This is a genomic window from Edwardsiella sp. A.80236, assembly GCF_044540725.1.
Classification (GTDB): domain Bacteria; phylum Pseudomonadota; class Gammaproteobacteria; order Enterobacterales; family Enterobacteriaceae; genus Edwardsiella; species Edwardsiella tarda.
This window is the reverse complement of the sequence record NZ_JBIUCY010000005.1, coordinates 1-20,773: the sequence shown is the minus strand read 5'-3', so window position 1 is coordinate 20,773 and position 20,773 is coordinate 1. Positions and strand designations below refer to the sequence as shown.

Below are 20,773 nucleotides of genomic sequence, written 5' to 3'. Positions count from 1 at the left end.
TGACCGATCCAGTGGCTGTGTAAGAATCCGGAAATGCTCACCCGTTTCCGGATTTTTTTATGCACATTGGACAGGCTCTTGATCTGATATCCCGTTACGATTCACTGCGTAACCCACTGACTTCTCTGGGCGACTATCTGGACCCGGAACTGATTTCCCGTTGTCTTGCTGAATCCGGCACCGTCACTCTGCGCAAGCGTCGCCTTCCGCTGGAAATGATGGTCTGGTGTATTGTCGGTATGGCGCTTGAACGTAAGGAGCCCCTTCATCAGATCGTGAACCGGCTGGACATCATGCTGCCGGGCAGTCGTCCTTTCGTTGTCCCCAGCGCTGTTATTCAGGCTCGGCAGCGTCTGGGAAGCGAGGCCGTACGCCGCGTGTTCACGCAAACAGCGCAACTTTGGCATAACGCCACCCCGCATCCGCACTGGTGTGGCCTGACCCTGCTGGCCATCGATGGCGTGTTCTGGCGTACACCGGACATGCCAGAAAACGATATAGCCTTCCCCCGCCAGACACATGGCGGGAACCCGGCACTTTACCCACAGGTCAAAATGGTCTGTCAGATGGAGCTGACCAGCCATCTGCTGACGGCGGCGGCCTTCGGCACGATGAAAAACAGCGAAACTGAGCTTGCTGAGCAACTTATAGAACAAACCGGCGATAACACGCTGACGTTAATGGATAAAGGGTATTACTCACTGGGGCTGTTAAATGCCTGGAGCCAGGCGGGAGAAGAGCGTCACTGGATGATACCGCTCAGAAGGGGGGCCCAGTATGAAGAGGTCAAAAAATTGGGTAAAGGCGACCATCTAGTGAAGCTGAAAACCAGTCCACAGGCACGAAAAAAGTGGCCTGCTCTGGGAAATGAGGTGACAGCCCGCCTGCTGACTGTGACGCGCAAAGGAAAAGTCTGCCAGCTGCTGACGTCGATGACGGACGCCATGCGTTACCCGGGCACAGAAATGGCAGAGCTGTACAGTCATCGCTGGGAAATCGAACTGGGATACAGAGAGATAAAGCAGACAATGCAACTGAGCAGACTGACGCTGAGAAGTAAAAGCCGGAGCTTGTGGAGCAGGAACTCTGGGGGGTATTACTGGCTTATAACCTAGTGAGATATCAGATGATTAAAATGGCAGGACATCTGAAAGGGTACTGGCCGAATCAGCTAAGCTTCTCAGAGTCATGTGGAATGGTCATGAGAATGCTGATGACGTTGCAGGGCGCGTCACCGGGCCGAATCCCGGAGCTGATGCACGATCTTGCAAGTATGGGACACCTGGTAAAATTACCGACAAGAAGGGAAAGAGCCTTCCCGAGAGTGGTAAAGGAGAGACCCTGGAAATACCCCAGAGCCCCAAAAAAGAGCCAGTCAGTTGCTTAACTGACTGGCATTACAGCCGCAGGCTGCCGTTTGTGTCTGGGGGGAGCCTCAGCGTTCGGTCGGCTGGGGAAGGCTGGCGCTGCTCATGGCGATCAGCGCCTTGCGGATCAGGAGATGAACCGGATCCTGCGACGAGCGCTCGTGCCACATCAGATGATATGGGAAGTGGATAGCCATGCCGGGAATGGCGACCGCCCGGTACTCTCCGCTTTCGACCAGCGCGTCGCCGACGCTGCGCAGCGTTATCAGCAGGGTATCATCGTCCACCAACTCATCCAGCCAGCGGCGGAAGTTGTTGGTCAGGGTCATGGTGATATTCAGCAGCCCCTCATCCAGGCGGTTGGCCTGCAGGAAGCTGTCCTGCAGGTAGGGGCTGATATTGTAGATAATCAGCGGCGTGCAGAGCAGCTGTTCGCGGGTCATGGTCAGCATCTGCGTCGGCTGCTGGCCGATGGCGCGGACGCGGCGCAGGAACATGAATTCAGAGGAGCCGAGCGTCTTCAGGTGAATACCGCTGGGGCAGGCGTGGGGGAAGTGGCGTACGGCGACGTCCACGCTCCCCTGCTTCAGGCTTTGCACGATATCTTCTGCGGTGGTGGCGCTGGGCGGACGGAAGTTGATTACCAGGTTGGGGTACAGGGTGCGTACGTTGCCGATCAGGGCGGAGACCTCCTGGATATTGAACCAGTGGGGCAGACAGATGTTATAGCGATGCTTCACCCCGCAGCGCAGCTGGTCGATCATCGATTGGCTGGCGTACAGCGTATTGCGTACGATGGTGCACAGCGTCTCGCCGACGGGGGTCAGGGTAAACAGATTATTGCACTTGGTGTACAGCGGATCGTTGAACTCTTTGCGCAGCTCCATCAGTAGCTTACTCATGGAGGGCTGGCTGATGCTCAGACACTCGGCGGCCCGGCTCACGCTCTGCTCTTCGTTCAGTGCGGCGAGGGCGATCAGGGCGCCGTAGTGGGTGTCATACATGGACTTCAGAAAATTATCGTGCGACATGGCGTCACCTGTTGCGGTGTCGTGTTCACCGCTATAGATCATAGACAGGCCGACCACCGCGGCGGTCGACTGTAAGAAAATAGGGCCGTGGTTAGCGTGCGACCCGCACGCCGCCGCTGATGCCGTGGGGGCTAAACAGCACCTGCCATAGCTGGATATCCCGGGCGCGGAAGGCGCCGGCGCAGGCACAAAGATAGTAGCGGAACATACGGTAAAAACGCTCGCCGTAGCGATCCTTCAGCTGTGGCCAGGCGGCGCGGAAGCGGGCCTCCCACGCCATCAGCGTCTTATCGTAATCGCTCCCAAAACTGTGCCAATCCTCCATAACCATCATCCCCTCGCTGCAGCTGACGATATCGCGCATAGAGGGCAGACGCCCATTAGGGAAAATATAGCGGTTAATCCAGGGATCGACACCGTGATCGGAGATATTACTGCCGATGGTGTGCAGCAGAAAACGCCCCTCGGGGTGCAGGCAGCGTTTGACCGTGTTGAAGTAGGTGGCGTAGTTCTTAGGGCCGACGTGCTCAAACATGCCGACGGAGACGATGCGCTCAAACGGCTGATCCAGATCGCGGTAGTCCATCAGGCGCAGGGTCACCGGCAGACCGGCGCAGCGCTGGCGGGCCAGCTCGCACTGCTCCTGCGAGATGGTGATCCCGGTGACCTCCACGCCGTAGTTGCGGGCCATGTACGCCGCCAGCCCCCCCCAGCCGCAGCCGATGTCGAGCACCCGCTGGCCCGGCTGCAGATCGAGCTTGCGGCAGATCAGATCCAGCTTAGCCTCTTGGGCCTGCTCCAGCGTTTTGGCCTCTTTCCAGTAGGCGCAGGAGTACTGCATATGGGGATCGAGCATGGCCTCAAACAGATCGTTGCCCAGATCGTAGTGCTCGCGGGCGACCTGACCGGCGCGTCGGCGCGACTGCAGGTTGAACAGGCGGGCGCTGATGGCATAGATCAGATCGTTGAGGTTGCTGGGCAGCTTTTTGTCCAGGCCGTGGCGCAGGGCGCGGTCAAAAAACATATCCAGACGTTCGCAGTCCCACCAACCGTCCATATAGCTCTCGCCCAGCCCCAGGGAGCCAGCCTTGAGTACGGTGGAGAACAGCTGCGGGTTATGGATCTGCAGGTCATAGGGCTGCTGCCCCTCAAGGCCAATGCCGGCCTGCTGCAGTAACGGCTGCAGGATATGGTAACTGCGGGACTGATAATCTATTTCGCTGACAACGGTGCTCATATTTATTCCTGAGATGAATTTTTTCGCATAATATCCGGCGTTTATTATTGATAACAAAGCATATAAAAATTCCAGCTTAGAATAAATTAATAGAATAAAATCATTCCGGCATAAATATTCCAACCCAACACCCGGATTGATATGCTATTTAACACTGGATTCATGTGTTTTTAGGTCTGCGATTTTATGGTATTTCGGGATAGTCTATCCTGTTTGTATACGTCAAGGATGCCGAGGCCGCGCGCGGCTGCGCGCGGCCTCGGCATTTCCCCACACCATGATCTAGAGCGCCCGCGATGAGGGTATGCGATCGCGTTATTCTGGCCGACCCCGACGGCCGCTTTATGCTCAACGCCATGCGAACCGCGATTGGGCTGACGCTGGGGATCGTGGTCGATCAGTGCGCTCCGTTCGCCGAGTGGGGGATCTACAGTATTTTGCTGGGCGTATTCTCCGTGCAGGTGGTGATGGGCGATCGCTTCGTCAGCCACGCGCTGAGCGTCCTGATCAATACCCTGCTGATCGGTAGCGCGGTGCTGCTGGGTAGCCTGTGTATTCTCCCGCTGCAGGTGGTGATGGTGGCGCTGCTGGCGGCCCTGACGCTGTACCTATTCTCCCGCCGGCCCGCGATGGCCATGGTGTCGCTGTTTGTGACGCTGTTCGCCATTATTGCCAACGGCCTGGCGCAGGCGCGGCCCCCGGTGATGGGCCAGCTGCTCCCGGCGCTGCTGGCCGGCGGCGCCTGCGCGCTGGCGGCCTTTCTCGTGCTTCCCGCCCGTACCAGCCGCTGCTACCGGCGGCGCCTGCCGCGCGTACTGCTGCACCAGCTGGGCGAAACCTGCCGCTGGCTGGCCTATCTGCCCACCGTACGCGATTTTAACCAGCTGTCGCCGGCGCTGAAAAAGGCCACCTTCAACCGTCAGGCGACGCTGCAGCGCCTGCTGAGCGCATACCATGCAGGATACGACGGCGGTGGCGCGCCGCCGTCGTCCTACACCGCGATGCTGATGGCGCTGGTGGAGGGGGTGATCACCCTGAGCTACTGGCCGGTGGAGTCGCTGGGGCAGGACGATCTGCGCCGGGTCAACGCACTGCGTCGGCGCTGCTTTCTGGCGCTCTCCTCGCTGCTGTGCCGGGTGGAGTCGCTGGACTACCGTCAGCGTGCGCAGCGTCTGACGGCGCTGCGCCAGTGGCTGTCGGCCTCACTGCCCGATGGGGCGCATCCCACGCTGCGCCTGCTGGTTTCGCTGCTGCAGGGGCTGGTCGAGCAATGCGCGCCGCTGGCGTGCCCGACGCCGCAGGAGGCTATATGCGATTGAACGGTGTTAAGAAGTCGCTGCCACCGCTGGTGCTGCACCAGATGGCCTGCGCCGCGGTCTCGATGGTGGTGGCCCAGCTGCTGATCGCGTGGGTGCCGCTGGTTCAGGGATTTTGGGTTCCCCTGACCGCGCTGGTGGTCAGTCTGACCATCACCTCCTCATCGGCGGCGTTTCGCCGCGGTTTCCAGCGCGTGCTGGGAACGATGTGCGGGGTCGCGCTGGGCAGCTGCGGGATCTTGCTGATCGATCATACGGCTATCTTCCTGATTCTGTTAGTGCTAACCGGGACGCTGGCCTACTGGAGCAAGTGCCTGAGCCGCTACTACGGCCTGTTTGTCTGCCTGATCACCACCCTGGTGGCGATGCTGCTGGCCAGCTTTTTTAATCATCAGCGCCCGCTGCTGTGGACGCTGCTCAGCTACCGCCTGCTCGATACGCTGTGCGGTGCCCTGGTGGCCTACCTCTGTTCGCTGCTGATAATGCCGCGTCACCAGCATGATCAGGTCTTTGCGACCCTGACCGGCCTGCTGCGCCGTATCGCCGGGTTTAACCGCACCTGCCTACTGGCAGCCGGGGGAGAGTGGCGGGTGCCGGAGGGGGCCTTTTTTCACCATTTTGAGGAGCTGGAGCACTATGTGCACGGCAACCTGCCCATCTGGTCCTACGATCTGCTGTTCGATCGCTATATCTATGCGCGCTTCCAGCTGTTTACCCACCGTATCAGCCGCCTGATGCTGACGCTGAACCTGCTGCACAGCCTGACGACCCGCCTGCATCTGGCTGTGGATGACCCCTGGTATCGCGCGCTGTGCCTGAACAGCGTGGCCTTGACCCGGGTTATCGACGCTATCGTGGCGCTGCGGCTCGATCTGGCGCGCCGTCGCCTGCGGCGTCTGGAATGGATTAACCGGCTGATCGGGCGTCAGGCCCTGGCTGCGGCGGGAGAGGACGGCGAGCGGCGAGCGCAGGTTTCTGCGCTGCTGCTGTCGATAGAGCATGACGTGGCCGCGATGCTGAACGGGGTATCGCTGACTTTCCTGTGCGATAAGGCCCGGGAGGATCGCCGTCTACGTCCGTAGTCCGGCCCGCCTCGTCGCGCGGCGCGGAGGGGGTAGGCGGTTTTGCGCGGCGTTGGCGTCTATGCATCGCCGCGGTCGTCTGGCGGGTCGCGCAGCCAGGGCGGCGTCGGCGAGAAGTGCGCCGTCAGCGCATCGATCGTCACCCGTCGGCGTCGGGGCGCGTATTTATCGCTCGGCCAGAGAAGATGGATCGGTCGTCCGGCGGGGGCCGCCGACGTCAGCAGCGCGATCAACGCGCCGCGCCGGATCAGCGGCGCGGCCAGCCAGTCGGGCAACCGGGCGACCCCCAGCCCGGCCAGCGCGGCGTCGCGCAGCGCCATGACGTCATCCAATACCATCGCCTGTCGCACGGCGTAGTGCCGGGTCTCCCCGTCCCGATCGCGCAGCGGCCAGCGCTGATAGGGCTGGCTGACCAGGCACGGCGTGTGCGCCAGCGCCTCGGGCGCGTCGATGTAGGGACAGCGCGCCAGCAGGGCCGGAGCTGCGCAGAGGCAGGCGTGCTGAACGCCAATCTGACGGGCGATCAGCGTCGGGGCATTGGGCGGCGGGCCGATTCTGACCGCGATATCTACCCGTTCGTCGTCGAGAGCGATGGGCTGATTGGCGAAGCTGACCTCCGGGCGCAGCGCCGGGTAGCGCTGCACCAGGCGCTGAATAACGGGCAGGATCCAGCAGCGACCAAAGGCGACGGGGACGGAGAGGCGGATCGTCCCCTGAACCTCGCCGCGCTGCGCATGGGCCACATCCACTGCCTGCTCCAGGGCGTTAAAGGCCCGCAGGCTGTGCTGCAGGAAGGCGGCGCCTTCGTCGGTCAGCGCCACGCGGCGGGTGGTTCGCTGCAGCAGGCGCACGCCGAGGCGGCTCTCCAGCTTTGCCACGGCCTTGCCGATGGCCGAGCGTGAGCGGCACAGGCGTTCACCGGCCAGGGTAAAGCTCCCGCTCTGGGCGACGGCGATAAAGGCCTGAATACCATTAAGCTGTTCGTCTGACATCATCGTTTTCGCACTCCCGCCGGTGACGACATTGGGGAATTTAACTCCCCAAATCGGGGATATCTTTGCGCTAAATAATAAACAGTATCGCGTTTACCCTACAGCATATTCACTACGCCTGCGCCGCGTTGGCGCCGGGCGGCACACCATGGGGAAATATCACGCGATGCCTTTTCACACCCTGCGCGGGAAACAGATCGTTATTATCGGCGGTACGTCGGGACTGGGGCTGGCGACGGCCCGCATGGCGCTGGAGGCCGGGGCGCATGTGTATCTCGGCGGGCGTTCGCCCGCGCGGCTGATGGCCGCGCTGGCCACGCTAGGGAGAGGGGCCCGCGGTGAGACGATCGATGTGGCCAGCGAGGCGTCGGTCAACGCCTTCTTTGCCCCGCTTGACGGGATCGATCATGTCGCTATCACCGCGGCACAGATCGCGCCGGCGCCGCTGCTGCACGGCGATATGGCGGCGCTGCGGGTCAATATGGCGAGCCGGTTTTGGGGCGCGGTGTATGCCCTGCGCGCGGCGGTGCCGAAGATGGCCGCCGAGGGATCGCTGGTGCTGACCTCGGGGATGATCACGCGGCGGCCGTCGCCGGGTAAGTCCATCGCCGCCGCCGCCGCGAGCGCGGTTGAGACGCTGGCCCATAGTCTGGTCGGTGAGCTGGCGCCGCGCCGGATTAATGTGATTAGCCCCGGTCCGATGGATACGCCGCTGCTGGCGCAGGCGACGGGCGGTGACCCCGAGGCGCTGCGGGCGATCGCCGCGAGACTGCCACTGCGGCGGCTGGGGCAGCCGGAGAGCTACGCGCGCAGCGCGCTGTTTGCCATGGCGAATCCCGATCTTAACGGCGAGGTTCTGCACCTGGACGGCGGGGCGGCGTGGGGCTGAGATCCCGGTTTGGCGCCCCCTCTCGTCCGGCGTCGGCGCTCCTTGCTTTGCGGCATAAATGTTATCTCCATCACTAATTCATGCCGCAATTAATATGCTTTTTCATTTTTTGAGCGCGGTAGCAAAATATTTCCCCAGCGGGGTGATAGGATTAAATCATAATAAAGAAAAAATGTTTTTATCTAATCTTATATCCGGCCCTATGTGTGAGGAAAATAACATGAATCTGAAGCTACAGCTGAAGATACTGTCATTTCTGCAATTCTATCTATGGGGGAGCTGGCTGACCACGCTCGGCTCCTATATGTTTGTCACCCTGAAGTTTGACGGGGCGGCCATCGGGGCGGTTTATAGCTCGTTGGGTATCGCCGCGTTATTTATGCCAACCCTGTTGGGGATCGTGGCGGATAAATGGGTCAGCGCCAAATGGGTCTATGCCGCCTGCCATCTGGTCGGCGCGTTGACGCTATTCCTCGCGGCCCAAGTCACCACCCCCAGCGCCATGTTTGTGGTGATCTTGCTGAACTCGTTGGCCTATATGCCGACGTTGGGTTTGGTCAACACGATCTCCTATTATCGTCTGCAGAATGCGGGTATGGATATCGTCAGCGAATTCCCGCCGATCCGTATCTGGGGCACCATCGGTTTCATCCTGGCGATGTGGGCGGTGAGTTTCTCCGGTTTCGAGCTGAGCTATATGCAGCTATATATCGGTGCCGGCGCCTCGCTGCTATTGAGTCTGTTCTCTACCACGCTGCCCTATATTCCGGTGAACAAAACTCAGGAAAAACAAGGCTGGGTGGAGATGTTGGGTCTGAACGCCTTCAGCCTGTTCAAGAATTCGCGTATGGCGATCTTCTTCATCTTCTCCATGCTGCTGGGCGCCGAGTTGCAGATCACCAACATGTTCGGCAACCCGTTCCTGCATAGTTTCGATCAGAATCCGTTGTTTGCCGGTAGCTTTATCGTCGAGCACGCCTCGGTACTGCTGTCGGTTTCGCAGATTTCTGAGACGGTGTTCATCCTGACCATCCCGTTCTTCCTCGGTCGCTACGGTATCAAGAACGTGATGCTGATGAGCATGGTGGCCTGGATGTTGCGCTTTGGTCTGTTTGCCTACGGTGACCCGTCACCGTTCGGCACCGTGTTGCTGGTGTTGTCGATGATCGTCTACGGTTGCGCCTTCGACTTCTTTAATATCTCCGGCTCGGTGTTCGTCGATCAAGAGGTAAAACCGGCCATTCGCGCCAGTGCGCAGGGGATGTTCCTGATGATGACCAACGGCTTCGGCTGCATCTTGGGCGGCATCGTCAGCGGTAAGGTGGTGGAGTACTACACGCAGGGCGGCGTGACCGATTGGCCGACGGTGTGGCTGATCTTCGCGGGGTATTCGCTGCTGCTGGCCGTCGCCTTCCTGTTTCTGTTCCGCTATCACTATGTGCGCCCGCAGGGACAGGCGGCGAGCGTGGGACAACAGGCTTAATCACACCGCTTTTCACTCTCTGGGCCATGCCATCAAGGCGTGGCCCATTTTATGGGTTACGGTACGGAATATCTCCTATCTGTACCGCCACGCTTCTTACTCTCCTCACGCTTGCCATGCGGCTATCCTCGCCGGCGTTGTTCCCGCATATTCGCGAGATTTTGCCGTGCTGGCACTGATAAATCACAAAAATATATTTAAATTTAATGAGTTAGTGTCGAAATCTTCTCGCCGTCGCCCCCGTGTTTTTCGAGCTTGCTAACACTCTGGCTGTGTCACGCAGTGATAAGGTGAGGCGCACGCAAGCAGCATCGCACACGCTATTTCATCTATCGGGACGGCTATCTGTGAGGGAACTAACATGAATCTGACGCTGCAGTTAAAAATCCTGTCGTTCTTGCAATTCGGGCTATGGGGATGCTGGTTGACCACCCTCGGCTCTTACATGTTCGCTACGCTGAAGTTTGACGGGACGGCGATTGGGGCAATTTACAGTTCACAAGGTATCGCCGCGCTATTTATGCCGGCGCTGTTAGGAATCGTGGCGGACAAGTGGATCAGCGCCAAGTGGGTGTATGCCCTCTGTCACCTGGTGAACGCCATTACCCTGTTTCTGGCCGCGCAGGTGACGACGCCCGGGGCCATGTTCGTGATTATCTTGCTGAACTCGCTGGCCTATATGCCGACACTGGGGCTGGCGAATAGCATCTCCTATTATCGCTTGCAGAGTGCCGGTAGGGATATCGTGCGTGAGTTCCCGCCGATCCGTATCTGGGGCACCATCGGTTTCATCTTGGCGATGTGGGGCGTCAGTTTCGCCGGCTTTGAGTTGAGCCATATGCAACTGTATATCGGTGCGCTGGTCTCGTTGCTGCTGAGCCTGTTCGCGCTGACGCTGCCGACGATCCCGGTGGCCCACCGTCAAGCACAGCAAGGGTGGGTGGCGATGCTGGGGTTAGACGCCTTCAGCCTGTTTAAGAATACGCGTATGGCGGTCTTCTTCATCTTTGCCATGTTGCTGGGCGCCGAGTTACAGATCACCAACATGTTCGGCAACCCATTCCTGCATAGCTTCGATCAGAACCCGGTATTTAGCGGCAGCTTTATCGTCGAGCATGCCTCGGTGCTGTTGTCGCTCTCGCAGATCTCTGAGACGGTGTTTATCCTGACCATCCCGTTCTTCCTGAGCCGTTATGGCATCAAGAATGTGATGCTGATGAGCATGGTGGCTTGGATGCTGCGTTTCGGCCTGTTTGCCTATGGCGATCCGTCGCCGTTCGGTACCGTGCTGTTGGCGCTGTCGATGATCGTCTATGGCTGTGCCTTCGACTTCTTCAACATCTCCGGCTCGGTGTTTGTCGATCAAGAGGTGAAGCCGGCCATCCGCGCCAGTGCGCAGGGTATGTTCCTGATGATGTCCAGTGGATTAGGGGCGATCTTGGGTGGACTGGTCAGCGGCAAGGTGGTTGAGCTGTATAGTCACGCTGACGGCGCCACCGATTGGCGGATGGTATGGCTGATCTTTGCCGCCTACTCGGTGTTGTTGGCCATCATTTTCTCCTTCCTGTTCCGTTACCATCATCAGCGGCCAGCGGGGGTGCCGTCGGACGCCTGACAGGGACGCACCGAGGCGGCGGCGCATTCACTGTCCGTCGCCACGCCGGGATTGGGCTACGCTTGGCTGCGTTAGGGTGAGCCGAATTCTGCGGAGGAGCGATGACGATTGTACCGTTGGATGAGACCATGATGCGTCTGTGGGTGGGGCTGCGCGCCCAGTTAGCACCGCAGACGCCGTTGAGCCAGCAGTGGCTCGAAGGGTGTGCCTTGCTGGATGCCGAGCCCTTTATGGCGTTTCTGGCATTAGGTCAGCAGGGGGAGGGGCTGGGATTTATCGAGCTGGCATTGCAAGCGGATGCGCTGCATCGTCAGGCACCGGCCCAGTTGCGTTTAGGCTGCCTGTTTGTCCTGCCGGAGCGGCGTTTACAGGGGGTCGCGACCGAGCTGGTGGCGGTGGCCTGCGCCTGGGGGCGGCAACATGGCTGTGACGAGCTGGTGTCGGAGGTCAGCTTAGACGATCGAGGACAGCAGCAGATGCATCAGGCGTTGGGTTTTACGCCGGGAGCGCGGCGGGTGCGTTACCGCTTGCCGCTCGCGTGAAGCACGCCGCGCACCGGGCGCGGCGTGTCAGAGGGGTTAGGCCAGGCTAGCCAGCGGGCGAGATCCGTGGCGACGCGCGCTGTGGATCCAGGTGTAGGAGCCCATCACGGCGATGGCCGTCAACAGGATGTACTCCAGCGACATGGCGTAGACGCCTTGGATCGCGTAGATCACCACGCTGATGACGTCGATCACCACCCACAGCAGCCAGTTTTCGACATACTTGCGGGTCATCAGCACCATCGCGGCGATGGAGAGGACCAGCATGGTGGAGTCCCAGAGCGGGAAGGCATCCGGCTGCAGCTCCGGCATTACCACGTTGGCACCCATGCCTTGCAGCAGATCGATGGCGATGCGGGTGAGCACGGCGAATACCGGGTCGATGAAGCGTGTCATCAGGGCGATGGCGACCAGGCAGACCAGTGTCAGGGTCAGCGCTTTACCACGCGACAGCCAGCGAACCTTAAGCGCGGCCTCGTTATCGGCATTCTGGCGGCTCCAGGCATACCAGCCATAAATATTGGCGGCGAAGAAGAACACCTGCAGCAACAGGCTGGCATACAGTTGGATCTGGAAGAAGATGGCGGCGAACAGGGTGACGTTAATCAGCCCGAACAGATAGTTGATGATCTTCTCCTTGCTGGCGAACCAGATGCACAGCAGGCCGAACAGGGTACCGATCGCCTCGATCCAAGAGAGAGCATAGCCACCCTCGCCGAGTGGAATGTTAACCATCACATTGTTAATGCTAAAGAAATCCATCATCAATTCTCCTTGTTATGATCCAGACGGATGGCGTGCAGGGCGAGTTCGATCTCCCGCGCCTCGCCGCGCAGGCTACAGGCTTCCTGCTGCTGATAATCGTTGATGCCTTGCTCCAGCTCGGCGTTGTGGGTCACCACGACGTTGAGGATGGAGGCGGTACGTAGGCCGCGTAGCGCGCCAACGACCATCAACGGGGCCGTCTCCATGTCGGCGGCCAGGATGCCGCGCGCCGACCATTCGGCATCCAACTGCATCTCGCGATCGGTATAGAAGCTGTCGTGACTGCGTACGTAGCCGCAGTGTGCCGGGTAGCCTAGGCGCGCGGCTTCGCGTCGCAGTAACTCGACGAGCCTCTGATCGGCGCAGGCCGGATAGGCGGCGGGGGCATAGGCGTGGCTGGTGCCCTCGTCGCGTACGGCGGCGTTGGCGATCACCAGATCCCCCAGCGCCATGGCGTCTTGCAGGGCGCCGCAACTCCCGATGCGGATCAGGGTATCGACGCCGATACGCCGCAACTCCTCGACGGCGATGGCGGTGGAGGGGCCGCCGATACCGGTGGAGAGCACGAGGATCTCAATACCGTGGAAATAGCCGCGCAGGGCGCGGTATTCGCGGTTTTGCCCCAATGGCTCGACGTCATCCAGGAAGCGGGCGACATGTTCTACGCGTTGCGGATCGCCGGGCAATAAGGCGTAACGCGCCTGGGTCATGGCCCGGCTCAGGCGAATATGCGGTTGTAGTTCCATCGGGTTCCTTATGACTCTGGATGATAGGCCGCTGCACCTGGCAGGCCAGCCTCACGCTGTAGACGCGCCGCGTCTAGCAGGATAATGCTCTCGCCTTCGACGGCGATGATCTGCTGTTCCTTCAGCGTAAACAGGATGCGATTGATGCTACGCATGGCGGCGGCGAACTCGAGGCTGAGTTGCTGCTTGTCCAGCGTGATGCGATCGTGCCCCTGTTGGGTAAAACGTTGCCACAATGCCAGCGCAACCCGTTGTTGCAGGGTATACAGGCTGTCGGCGCCCGCCTTGGCGGACAAGTGGTAATACTGCTGGCTGCTGGTGCGCAATATGCGTTGATTAAAATGGTTATCCAGCGCCAGCCAACGGTGGAAGTCTTCCCGGTTGAGCCGTAACAGTTGCGTCTCACGGGTGGCTTCGACCGAGCAAATATAGGGGCGTTGTTCAAATATTTCCAACTCCCCCAAGATGTCTCCCTGGTGGTAGCGTGCTTGCCGATAACGGCGTCCGTCCTCGGCCTCAAAGAAAATGTCTGCTTCTCCCTGAAGTATTAGCCAAAAGTGTTGGCAGGTGTCTCCTTGGCGGCAGATTAGTTCGCCGGGAGTGACGGTTTGCCCAATCCAGCTGCGCATGACACTCAGCGGACAATTTTTTACCCACTCGTATAAGACGGCGTTGCGGGTGACGAGCTCGACGAGGCTTAACCAGGTCTCGTTCTGCAGCGTGTGTTTGACTTTGAACACTATAGGTTTTCCTTCAATTCACGGACAGGACGCCCGTCCGCACTCACCATGATAGCGGGAGAAAAAGTGTCGATGGGGTCTGATATTACACATCCGCCCGGGACAAATGTCTCGGGCGGAGAGAAAGGGAGAGTAATGTGTGATGGCGATCGGCTTTCACCCATCGCCAGTGTGGAGCGCGGGTTAGATCAGGGCGATCAGTAATAGCAGCCCGACCAACATGACGGGAGCGGTACGTTTGACCAGATCGAGGGGCGAGACACCGACCATGCCGGCGACCACGATGGCCGCGGCGGAGAGTGGCGAGGCGGTGCGCCCCAGGTAGCTGGCGAAGGCGGCGGCGGTACCCAGATTAGTGCCATCCATGCCAAAGGCGGCGGCATGGGGGGTGATCGCCTCGTTGAAGGCATAGGCCGCCGCATCACCGGAGCCGATCACGATGGCCATCAGGAAGGGGCCGATGGTGCCGCCGAAACGGGCGGCCTGCGGGTAGTCGATCAGTAGGGTCTTGGCCGCCTCGATCAGGCCAATGGCGTTGAGGCCGGCGACAAAGACCCCGGCGCAGATGATGATGCCGAATACGTCGCTGTAAGCCTTGCCCATACCGTCGAAGAAGGCCGGGATCGCCTTGCCGGGATGGGTTCGGGTGACCAGCAGGGTGGCGAGGATGCCCCACATCACCGCCTGCGGTACCCCCATCTTCAGCCAGGCGACGCCGCCGAAGGCACCGAGCATCAGCAGGGTGACGGGCAGCAGCGGCATCAGCGCGGCCAGTAGGTTGATCGGCTGGTGGTCGGCCTGGATGTCGCTCTCCAGCGTCGAGTGGTAGCCCTTGTGTTCGCGACGTAACAGGGCGGTCAGGGTCATGCCGACCATGATCAGCAGCCCCAACCACACCACGGTCATGGCGCGTGAGGCGATGATGGTCATCACGTCGCCACCGACGATCTTGGCGACTAACGCCATATGGGGGCTACCGGGGTTCAGCAGGCTGGCGCCGAAGGTTCCGGCCAAGACCGAGGCCCCGGCCATCACCGGGTGGATGCCCGCCGCCAGTTGTAGCGGGATCATGGTGATACCGGCCGCCGCCGCCGCTCCGGCCGCACTAGGTAGCGCCAGCTGGACGAAGGTGGTCAGCAGGATGGTGCCGGGGATCAGCAGCAGCCCTACACGGCGTAGCGGAACACTCAGTAGACGCACCAGATGGCGATCGCAGCCGGTAAACTTCATCACGGTGGCGAAGCCGATGGCGGAGAGGATCGCCTGGATCAGCCCTTCGGACACCATCTTCTGGGCGAAGCTGTTCATCGCCGCCATCGGATCGGCGGCCAGTAGGCACATCAACAGGCCGGAGAACAGCAGGACGGTACGGGTATCCTGGCGCTTGATCAGCAGGATGATCGTCACGATCAGGATCGCGATGCCGACAAGAATTAACATGACTTACTCCCCATGATGAGGTTGGTAGATAAGGTGGTGTCCCGCCTCGGGGCTGGGCTCTCGCTCCAGGCGGGCGCGCAACGCATCAAACTCCGCCAGCCACTGCGCGCGCCAGCGCGTCTTGAGCGCCTCCGGTTGCCAGCAGGCATCGATACCGTTGGCCAGCAGGTGGCGCACACCATCGAGATCGAAGCCAAACTCCTCCACCATCACCCGGTAACATTCGGCACCGTTGGTGTCGTGCATATGCCAGTCGTCGGTCGCCGGGATCAGGGTGAGGCCGGCCTGCGCCATGCGGCGGATCGGGTGATGACGTCGCCAGTCGTCGTGATCGGGCCAGCACTTGAGGAAATAGGTATTGCTCGGCACCACGGTAAAGGGGATGCCGGCACGGGCGTAGCGCGCCAGCAGTGCGGGGTTGTCGATGATGCTATAGCCGTGGTCGATGCGTTCCAGCTGGAGCAGATCCAGGCCACTCTCCACGTTGCGCCAGTGTAGGCCGAACTCGCTACAGTGGCCGGTCAGGCGCAGACCGCCGTGTTGCGCGAGACGGTAGGCTTTCCAGAAGTGCTCGATCGGCGCGTCGTGTTCACGGTAGTCGATGCCGATCCCGGCCACCAGCGGATGGGGATGGGCCAATACCGTCTCCACCATGCGCACGGCCTCTTCGGGGCTCTTCTCACGATTGATCGCCGGCAGGAACAGTGCGTGGATCTCCCAGCGGCGAGCGGCGTCGGCTAACCCCTGCGCCAGGGCGGCGGTGACCTCGTCATAAGGCAGCGGGGTATCCGAGGGATTCCAGAAGAGCTCTAGATGACGAACCCCGGTGGCGGCGGCGTCTTCGGCGACCTCCAGCATCACCCGGTAGTAGTCTTGCGGACTGCGCAATAGCGGGTAGAGGAAGTTGAGCGCGGCGATGCCGCCTTTGGCCTGGCCGGTTTCCGCCTGATAGCGGCGGTAGAAACTCTTGGCCTCTTGCTCACTCAGCGCCACACCGGCGCGCCGCGCCAGGTCACGCATGGTCGTGAGGCGCACTCCACCCAGCAGGTGATAGTGCAGATCGACCTTGGGAAATTGCGTCAGGAACTCAGTCCAGGTAATCGTTTGCGTCGCAGGCATGACCGTCTCTCGTGACAGCGGGGAGAAAAGGCGCATCTTAGGGGAGCCGGCCATGCCAGGGAAATGCTATTCCGGCATGGCCCAGGCCGATTCGGCATGATGCTTGGCTCGGCGCCACGCGGTGCTTAGGCCGGTTCGTCGCGTGGCGGCCAGAAACGCTCACCGGCGGCGATGCGCGCCGCCAGGCGTTGCCAGAAGGCCTCGGCGCGTTGGTGCAGACGAGCGCGGTTACGGTACAGGCGGATCTGGTAGGGCACGCACCAGCGTTGGCGATCCACCGCCACCAGGCGGCCCTCGGCCAGCTCCGCGTGGATCTGGCAGTCGGCCAGCCAGGTCAGCCCGTGGCCGCGTAGCGCCATCTGGCGGTGTAGGTCACACAGTGAGGCCTCGAACACCGGTTGAGCCGCAAACGGATGCTGTGGCATTAGCCGTTCGACCATGCGCGCGCTGTAGGAGTCTGGCGTGTAGCGTAGCACCGGCACCGCTTGTTCGCCCGGCGTAAAGCGTACCCTGCCGTCGGGGCCGGGGGCGCCGACCAGCAACATCGCGCCGTGGCCGAGTAGTAGATTGTCGAAAGGGGGCTGTAACAGGGCGTGGCTGTCGAAGCCCAGTAGGAAGTCGCTGGCGCCTTCGATCAAGGCCTCGACGGCGAAGTCGACACGTAGGATGTCGACGGCGAAAGGCAAGGGGGTGGCCTCGTCGGCGCCGACCGCCGCCACCAGATCGAGTAGAAAGGGCGAAGAGAGGGAGTGTGGGGCGCTGAAGCGTATCGGATGGAGCAGAACCGGCGGGCGTCCCTGCAGACTATTTAACCCCTCGCGCCATTGGGTCACCATGGCGTGGGCCAGTAAACGGAACTGATAGCCGGCCGGTGTCAGCGTGACAGGGGTGGTGCTGCGATCGACCAATTGTTGCCCCACGCTCTCTTCCAATGCCCGGATATGGCGCCCGAAGGCGGGCTGCGTAATATGACGGCTGGCGGCGGCGCGGGAAAAATTACGCAACTCCGCCAGTGCCAGAAAGTCTTCCAGCCACCCCATCTCCATTGCGCTCTCCCCCCTCGTTAACCTCGTTAACCTCATCTCTCATCGCGCTATCCTGCCTGTAGGGCAGGTGGTATGACAACCCCGCCGTACCGATTCTAACCCGTTCTCGACGAGAAGCGCTGGGGAAAAATAATTCGCGAGATAAATAACGGCATAAACACATCGGTATTTACGATGTAATTAAGTTGTTCAATGCGAACTATTTGGTGATCACAAGCGCAGAATTGTATCTCTGGTAAATGAATTAACGGAAATGTGAGGCATGCACTGCCTACTTATCCGATAGCTAAAATAAGATGTCATACAGAAATTAATGCAATTACTTATTTGTCCAGACCAAAAGTAACACATATTCAACCAATATCAGGGAGCCTTGCTATATGAAACTGAAAACTTTTTCCCGTCATATCCTCTGTGCAGCGGTGCTTTCTCTGATCGCGGGTGGCGTGCAGGCGGCTGAGAAGGTGACGTTGAAGCTGGCGCATAATCTGGAGCGCAGCCACGTGGTACATCAGGCCTTCGAGCAGATGGCGAAAGAGGTACAACAACTTTCTAACGGCACCATGCGTATTCGCATCTACCCCAGCAGCCAGATGGGGAGCGCGCGTGAGACCTTAGAACTGTTGCAGAACGGGGCGCTGGATATGACGAAAGGCTCCGCCAGCGATCTGGAATCCTTCGATAACGTGTATGCCATTTATAATATGCCGTACCTGTTTAAGGATCAGCAGCACTTTAATAACGTCGTTTACGGTCCGGTCGGCAAAGAGATCATGGACTCGACCAAGGATAAGGGCTTCTTCTCTATGGCCGCCTATGTCGCCGGTACGCGTAGCTTCTACGCCAAGAAGCCGATCACCTCACCGGCCGATCTGAAGGGGATGAAGATCCGCGTCCAGGCTAGCCCGACCACCATCAAGATGATCGAGCTGATGGGCGGCTCACCGACGCCGATCTCCTTCGGCGAGGTATACACCGCGATGCAGCAGGGTGTGGTGGATGGCGCCGAGAATAACGTACCGTCCTGGGTACAGACCCGCCATATCGAAATCGCTAACGTCCTCTCTGAAGACGAACATGCCTCGATTCCGGATTACCTGGTTATCGCCACCAAGACCTGGGAGAAGTTGACGCCGGAGCAGCAGGCGATCCTGACCAAGGCCGCGCGTGACTCCGAAGTGTATCAGCAGAAGCTGTGGGATCAGGTCGATGCCGAATCTCGTGCTCAGGCGAAAGCGATGGGCGCCAGCATTGTTAGCGTCGATAAGGCCCCGTTCCGTGCCGCCGTTCAGCCGCTGTATGACGAGTTCCGTAAGGATCCGAAGCAGGCTGCCCTGTTGGACAAGTTCGAAGCCGCCGCGCAGTAATCAGGCCGTTATGCGCGGGCACATCCGTTGTCCGCGCCGTTTCATCCCGCTATTTGGATAGACTGTATGATTCTCGATCGGATCAAAAAAATCGTCGACCGCTGCATCGCCTCGTTTGCGGTGGTGGTGATGGTGGCGTTGGTGGCCTGTGTCGTCTGGCAGGTATTCAGCCGTTATGTGCTTAGTCAGCCCAGTACCCTGACCGATGAGCTGGCGCGTTTTCTGATGATTTGGGTTGGCCTGCTGGGTGCCGCCTACACCGTGGGCGCGCAGCGCCACCTGTCCATCGATCTGCTGGCCATGTCGGTTCGAGCCCGCACTCAGGCCATGCTGAGCGTGTTGGTGAATCTGCTGGTGATGGTGTTCTCCTTCCTGGTCATGATCGTCGGTGGGCGGATGTTGATCGACAAGACGCTGGCGACGGCGCAGCTGTCGGCGGCGATGCAGATCCCGATGGGGTACGTCTACTTCATTCTGCCGCTGAGCGGCGCCATCATCATCTTTTATAACCTCTATTTCGTCGCCCATGGCATCAAGAAACTGACCGGCCAGCAAGGAGTGAGTCACTGATGGATAGCTATATTGCCTTGACCCTGTTCGGTAGCTTCTTCTTCCTGGTGTTTGTCGGCGTCCCGATCTCTTTCTCTATCGGTATCGCCACCTTCGCCTCGATGCTGCTGATGTTCCCCTGGGAGATCGCCACCATCACCGTGGCACAGCGCCTGGCCAATGGGTTGGATAACTTTGCGTTGCTGGCGATCCCATTCTTTATCTTTGCCGGTACGCTGATGAATAGCGGCGGTATCGCCATCCGTTTGATCAACTTGGCTCAGGTGATGGTCGGGCGAGTACCTGGCTCCTTGGGGCATGTTAACGTGCTGGCGAACATGATGTTTGGCTCCATCTCTGGCTCCGCCGTGGCGGCGGCGGCGGCGGTGGGGGGTACCCTGCATCCGATCCAGACGCGGGAAGGCTATGATCCGGCCTTCTCCACGGCGGTGAACGTCTCCTCCTGTATCACCGGTCTGTTGATTCCGCCCTCTAACGTATTGATCGTCTTCTCTCTGACGGCCGGTGGTGTCTCCGTGGCCTCGCTGTTCCTGGCGGGGTATCTGCCGGGGATCCTGATGGGGCTGTCGATCATGGTGGTGTGCGCCTTTATCGCCAAGTCGCGTAACTATCCGGTTAGCGCGCGTCCGACGCTGCGTCAGGCGGGGAAGGCCTTCTGGGACGCCTGGCCGAGTCTGCTGTTGGTGTTTATCGTGATGGGCGGCATCCTGGGTGGGGTGTTTACCGCGACCGAGGCTTCGGCGATCGCCGTGGTGTACACCTTCGTGTTGTCGGTGCTGATCTATCGTGAGGTGAAGTGGCGCGATCTGCCGAAGCTGATCCTGGAGTCGGTGGTGACGACGTCGATCGTGTTGCTGTTGATCGGTTTCTCCGTCGGTATGTCTTGGGCGATGACCAATGCCGATATCCCCTACATGATCAGCGATGCGTTGATGGGGATCTCCGAGAATCCGCTCATCATCCTGTTGCTGATCAACATCGTGTTGCTGATCGTCGGTATCTTCATGGATATGACGCCGGCGGTGCTGATCTTCACACCGATCTTCCTGCCTATCGCGCAGGAGTTGGGGATGGATCCGGTCCACTTCGGCATCATGATGGTGGCTAACCTGTGTATCGGTCTGCTGACGCCGCCAGTGGGGAGTGCCCTGTTCGTCGGCTGCTCCATCTCTGGGGTGAAGATCCAGCAACTGATCAAGCCGTTGCTGCCCTTCTACCTAGCGTTGATTGCTTCACTGATGCTGATCACCTACATCCCGCAGATTTCGCTGTTTGTACCGCGCCTGTTTGGTCTGATGTAAGCCAGACAGGGCATCAACATAAGGCAGAGCATGGCTCTGCCTTTTTTATTGTCAGCTTTAAACCACCTCCTCGGGAGGTGGTGATTGTCCCTGTGAGGCTATAGCCTGAAGGAAGCCCATGCCAG

At 60.0% G+C, this 20,773-nt stretch carries 18 protein-coding genes and 1 pseudogene; 10 read left to right on the top strand and 9 right to left on the bottom strand.

The genetic code is table 11. The features are described 5' to 3' along the window. Window positions 1-59: 59 nt before the first annotated feature. Window positions 60-1,387 (top strand): annotated as a pseudogene (locus ACEQFP_RS06150) (IS4 family transposase). Window positions 1,388-1,435: 48 nt separating this feature from the next. On the opposite strand, the gene ACEQFP_RS06145 reads toward ACEQFP_RS06150, so the two are convergent. Further along, window positions 1,436-2,398, bottom strand: coding sequence for a LysR family transcriptional regulator (locus ACEQFP_RS06145; protein ID WP_370547198.1), 963 nt, complete (start codon window positions 2,396-2,398; stop codon window positions 1,436-1,438). A 91-nt stretch (window positions 2,399-2,489) separates the two neighbouring features. Beyond that, entirely contained in the window at window positions 2,490-3,635 is a 1,146-nt protein-coding gene (cfa, locus tag ACEQFP_RS06140; protein ID WP_370547199.1) for a cyclopropane fatty acyl phospholipid synthase, read from the bottom strand. Between the two features lie 296 nt (window positions 3,636-3,931). Here cfa and ACEQFP_RS06135 point away from each other — a divergent pair, with 296 nt between their 5' ends. Together ACEQFP_RS06135 and ACEQFP_RS06130 are read left to right on the top strand one after the other, a co-directional pair. Further along, window positions 3,932-4,954 carry a hypothetical protein gene (locus ACEQFP_RS06135; RefSeq protein WP_370547200.1) on the top strand — a complete coding sequence of 341 codons (1,023 nt, stop codon included), beginning with the start codon at window positions 3,932-3,934 and terminating at the stop codon, window positions 4,952-4,954. Further along, window positions 4,945-6,033, top strand: a complete 1,089-nt coding sequence (locus ACEQFP_RS06130) for an FUSC family protein (RefSeq protein ID WP_396464019.1) — start codon at window positions 4,945-4,947, stop codon at window positions 6,031-6,033. The genes ACEQFP_RS06135 and ACEQFP_RS06130 overlap by 10 nt, the downstream gene beginning before the upstream one ends. Window positions 6,034-6,092: 59 nt before the next feature. Here ACEQFP_RS06130 and ACEQFP_RS06125 read toward each other — a convergent pair whose 3' ends face one another. Continuing rightward, entirely contained in the window at window positions 6,093-7,028 is a 936-nt protein-coding gene (locus ACEQFP_RS06125) for a LysR family transcriptional regulator (RefSeq protein ID WP_370547202.1), read from the bottom strand. Window positions 7,029-7,056: 28 nt separating this feature from the next. Between ACEQFP_RS06125 and ACEQFP_RS06120 the strand changes: the two genes are divergently transcribed. The 4 genes from ACEQFP_RS06120 to ACEQFP_RS06105 all read left to right on the top strand — a co-directional run bounded on the left by ACEQFP_RS06120 (window position 7,057) and on the right by ACEQFP_RS06105 (window position 11,554). Beyond that, a complete protein-coding gene (locus tag ACEQFP_RS06120) occupies window positions 7,057-7,914 on the top strand; it encodes an SDR family oxidoreductase (RefSeq protein ID WP_012849808.1) in 858 nt (285 codons plus the stop codon). A gap of 220 nt (window positions 7,915-8,134) precedes the next feature. Continuing rightward, the gene (locus ACEQFP_RS06115; RefSeq protein WP_068870372.1) at window positions 8,135-9,397 is read left to right on the top strand and encodes a nucleoside permease; all 1,263 of its coding nucleotides are present in this window, start codon (window positions 8,135-8,137) and stop codon (window positions 9,395-9,397) included. Window positions 9,398-9,758: 361 nt separating this feature from the next. After that, window positions 9,759-11,012, top strand: coding sequence for a nucleoside permease (locus ACEQFP_RS06110; RefSeq protein WP_005282243.1), 1,254 nt, complete (start codon window positions 9,759-9,761; stop codon window positions 11,010-11,012). Between the two features lie 101 nt (window positions 11,013-11,113). Further along, the gene (locus tag ACEQFP_RS06105) at window positions 11,114-11,554 is read left to right on the top strand and encodes a GNAT family N-acetyltransferase (RefSeq protein WP_047059133.1); all 441 of its coding nucleotides are present in this window, start codon (window positions 11,114-11,116) and stop codon (window positions 11,552-11,554) included. Window positions 11,555-11,590: 36 nt separating this feature from the next. On the opposite strand, the gene pnuC is transcribed toward ACEQFP_RS06105, so the two are convergent. From pnuC to ACEQFP_RS06075, 6 genes are all read right to left on the bottom strand, one after another. Beyond that, window positions 11,591-12,316, bottom strand: coding sequence for a nicotinamide riboside transporter PnuC (pnuC, locus tag ACEQFP_RS06100; protein ID WP_035594290.1), 726 nt, complete (start codon window positions 12,314-12,316; stop codon window positions 11,591-11,593). Between the two features lie 2 nt (window positions 12,317-12,318). Continuing rightward, on the bottom strand, window positions 12,319-13,065 hold the full coding sequence (locus tag ACEQFP_RS06095) for a nucleoside phosphorylase (RefSeq protein ID WP_047059135.1): 747 nt from the start codon (window positions 13,063-13,065) through the stop codon (window positions 12,319-12,321). A gap of 8 nt (window positions 13,066-13,073) precedes the next feature. Further along, complete coding sequence (locus ACEQFP_RS06090; protein WP_337977659.1) at window positions 13,074-13,805, bottom strand: Crp/Fnr family transcriptional regulator; 732 nt, start codon at window positions 13,803-13,805, stop codon at window positions 13,074-13,076. Between the two features lie 183 nt (window positions 13,806-13,988). Beyond that, window positions 13,989-15,245, bottom strand: coding sequence for a C4-dicarboxylate transporter DcuC (dcuC, locus tag ACEQFP_RS06085; protein ID WP_005282227.1), 1,257 nt, complete (start codon window positions 15,243-15,245; stop codon window positions 13,989-13,991). 3 nt (window positions 15,246-15,248) lie between these two features. Continuing rightward, window positions 15,249-16,364: an adenosine deaminase gene (locus tag ACEQFP_RS06080; RefSeq protein WP_005297528.1), complete on the bottom strand. Its 1,116-nt coding sequence runs from the start codon at window positions 16,362-16,364 to the stop codon at window positions 15,249-15,251. Window positions 16,365-16,489: 125 nt separating this feature from the next. Next, window positions 16,490-17,410: a LysR family transcriptional regulator gene (locus ACEQFP_RS06075; RefSeq protein WP_005297531.1), complete on the bottom strand. Its 921-nt coding sequence runs from the start codon at window positions 17,408-17,410 to the stop codon at window positions 16,490-16,492. 380 nt (window positions 17,411-17,790) lie between these two features. Between ACEQFP_RS06075 and ACEQFP_RS06070 the strand changes: the two genes are divergently transcribed. The 3 genes from ACEQFP_RS06070 to ACEQFP_RS06060 all read left to right on the top strand — a co-directional run bounded on the left by ACEQFP_RS06070 (window position 17,791) and on the right by ACEQFP_RS06060 (window position 20,648). Beyond that, the gene (locus tag ACEQFP_RS06070; protein ID WP_035598940.1) at window positions 17,791-18,777 is read left to right on the top strand and encodes a TRAP transporter substrate-binding protein; all 987 of its coding nucleotides are present in this window, start codon (window positions 17,791-17,793) and stop codon (window positions 18,775-18,777) included. Window positions 18,778-18,843: 66 nt separating this feature from the next. Next, window positions 18,844-19,347 carry a TRAP transporter small permease gene (locus ACEQFP_RS06065; protein ID WP_035598937.1) on the top strand — a complete coding sequence of 168 codons (504 nt, stop codon included), beginning with the start codon at window positions 18,844-18,846 and terminating at the stop codon, window positions 19,345-19,347. After that, the gene (locus tag ACEQFP_RS06060; protein WP_005282210.1) at window positions 19,347-20,648 is read left to right on the top strand and encodes a TRAP transporter large permease; all 1,302 of its coding nucleotides are present in this window, start codon (window positions 19,347-19,349) and stop codon (window positions 20,646-20,648) included. Before ACEQFP_RS06065 ends, ACEQFP_RS06060 begins: the two co-directional genes overlap by 1 nt. Window positions 20,649-20,773 lie beyond the last annotated feature (125 nt).

Coding starts and splice junctions, on each gene's coding strand:
- ACEQFP_RS06145 (WP_370547198.1), bottom strand. CDS start 2,398: ATGTCGCACGATAATTTTCTGAAGTCCATGTATGACACCCACTACGGC.
- cfa (WP_370547199.1), bottom strand. CDS start 3,635: ATGAGCACCGTTGTCAGCGAAATAGATTATCAGTCCCGCAGTTACCAT.
- ACEQFP_RS06135 (WP_370547200.1), top strand. CDS start 3,932: ATGAGGGTATGCGATCGCGTTATTCTGGCCGACCCCGACGGCCGCTTT.
- ACEQFP_RS06130 (WP_396464019.1), top strand. CDS start 4,945: ATGCGATTGAACGGTGTTAAGAAGTCGCTGCCACCGCTGGTGCTGCAC.
- ACEQFP_RS06125 (WP_370547202.1), bottom strand. CDS start 7,028: ATGATGTCAGACGAACAGCTTAATGGTATTCAGGCCTTTATCGCCGTC.
- ACEQFP_RS06115 (WP_068870372.1), top strand. CDS start 8,135: ATGAATCTGAAGCTACAGCTGAAGATACTGTCATTTCTGCAATTCTAT.
- ACEQFP_RS06110 (WP_005282243.1), top strand. CDS start 9,759: ATGAATCTGACGCTGCAGTTAAAAATCCTGTCGTTCTTGCAATTCGGG.
- ACEQFP_RS06105 (WP_047059133.1), top strand. CDS start 11,114: ATGACGATTGTACCGTTGGATGAGACCATGATGCGTCTGTGGGTGGGG.
- pnuC (WP_035594290.1), bottom strand. CDS start 12,316: ATGGATTTCTTTAGCATTAACAATGTGATGGTTAACATTCCACTCGGC.
- ACEQFP_RS06095 (WP_047059135.1), bottom strand. CDS start 13,065: ATGGAACTACAACCGCATATTCGCCTGAGCCGGGCCATGACCCAGGCG.
- dcuC (WP_005282227.1), bottom strand. CDS start 15,245: ATGTTAATTCTTGTCGGCATCGCGATCCTGATCGTGACGATCATCCTG.
- ACEQFP_RS06080 (WP_005297528.1), bottom strand. CDS start 16,364: ATGCCTGCGACGCAAACGATTACCTGGACTGAGTTCCTGACGCAATTT.
- ACEQFP_RS06075 (WP_005297531.1), bottom strand. CDS start 17,410: ATGGAGATGGGGTGGCTGGAAGACTTTCTGGCACTGGCGGAGTTGCGT.
- ACEQFP_RS06070 (WP_035598940.1), top strand. CDS start 17,791: ATGAAACTGAAAACTTTTTCCCGTCATATCCTCTGTGCAGCGGTGCTT.
- ACEQFP_RS06065 (WP_035598937.1), top strand. CDS start 18,844: ATGATTCTCGATCGGATCAAAAAAATCGTCGACCGCTGCATCGCCTCG.
- ACEQFP_RS06060 (WP_005282210.1), top strand. CDS start 19,347: ATGGATAGCTATATTGCCTTGACCCTGTTCGGTAGCTTCTTCTTCCTG.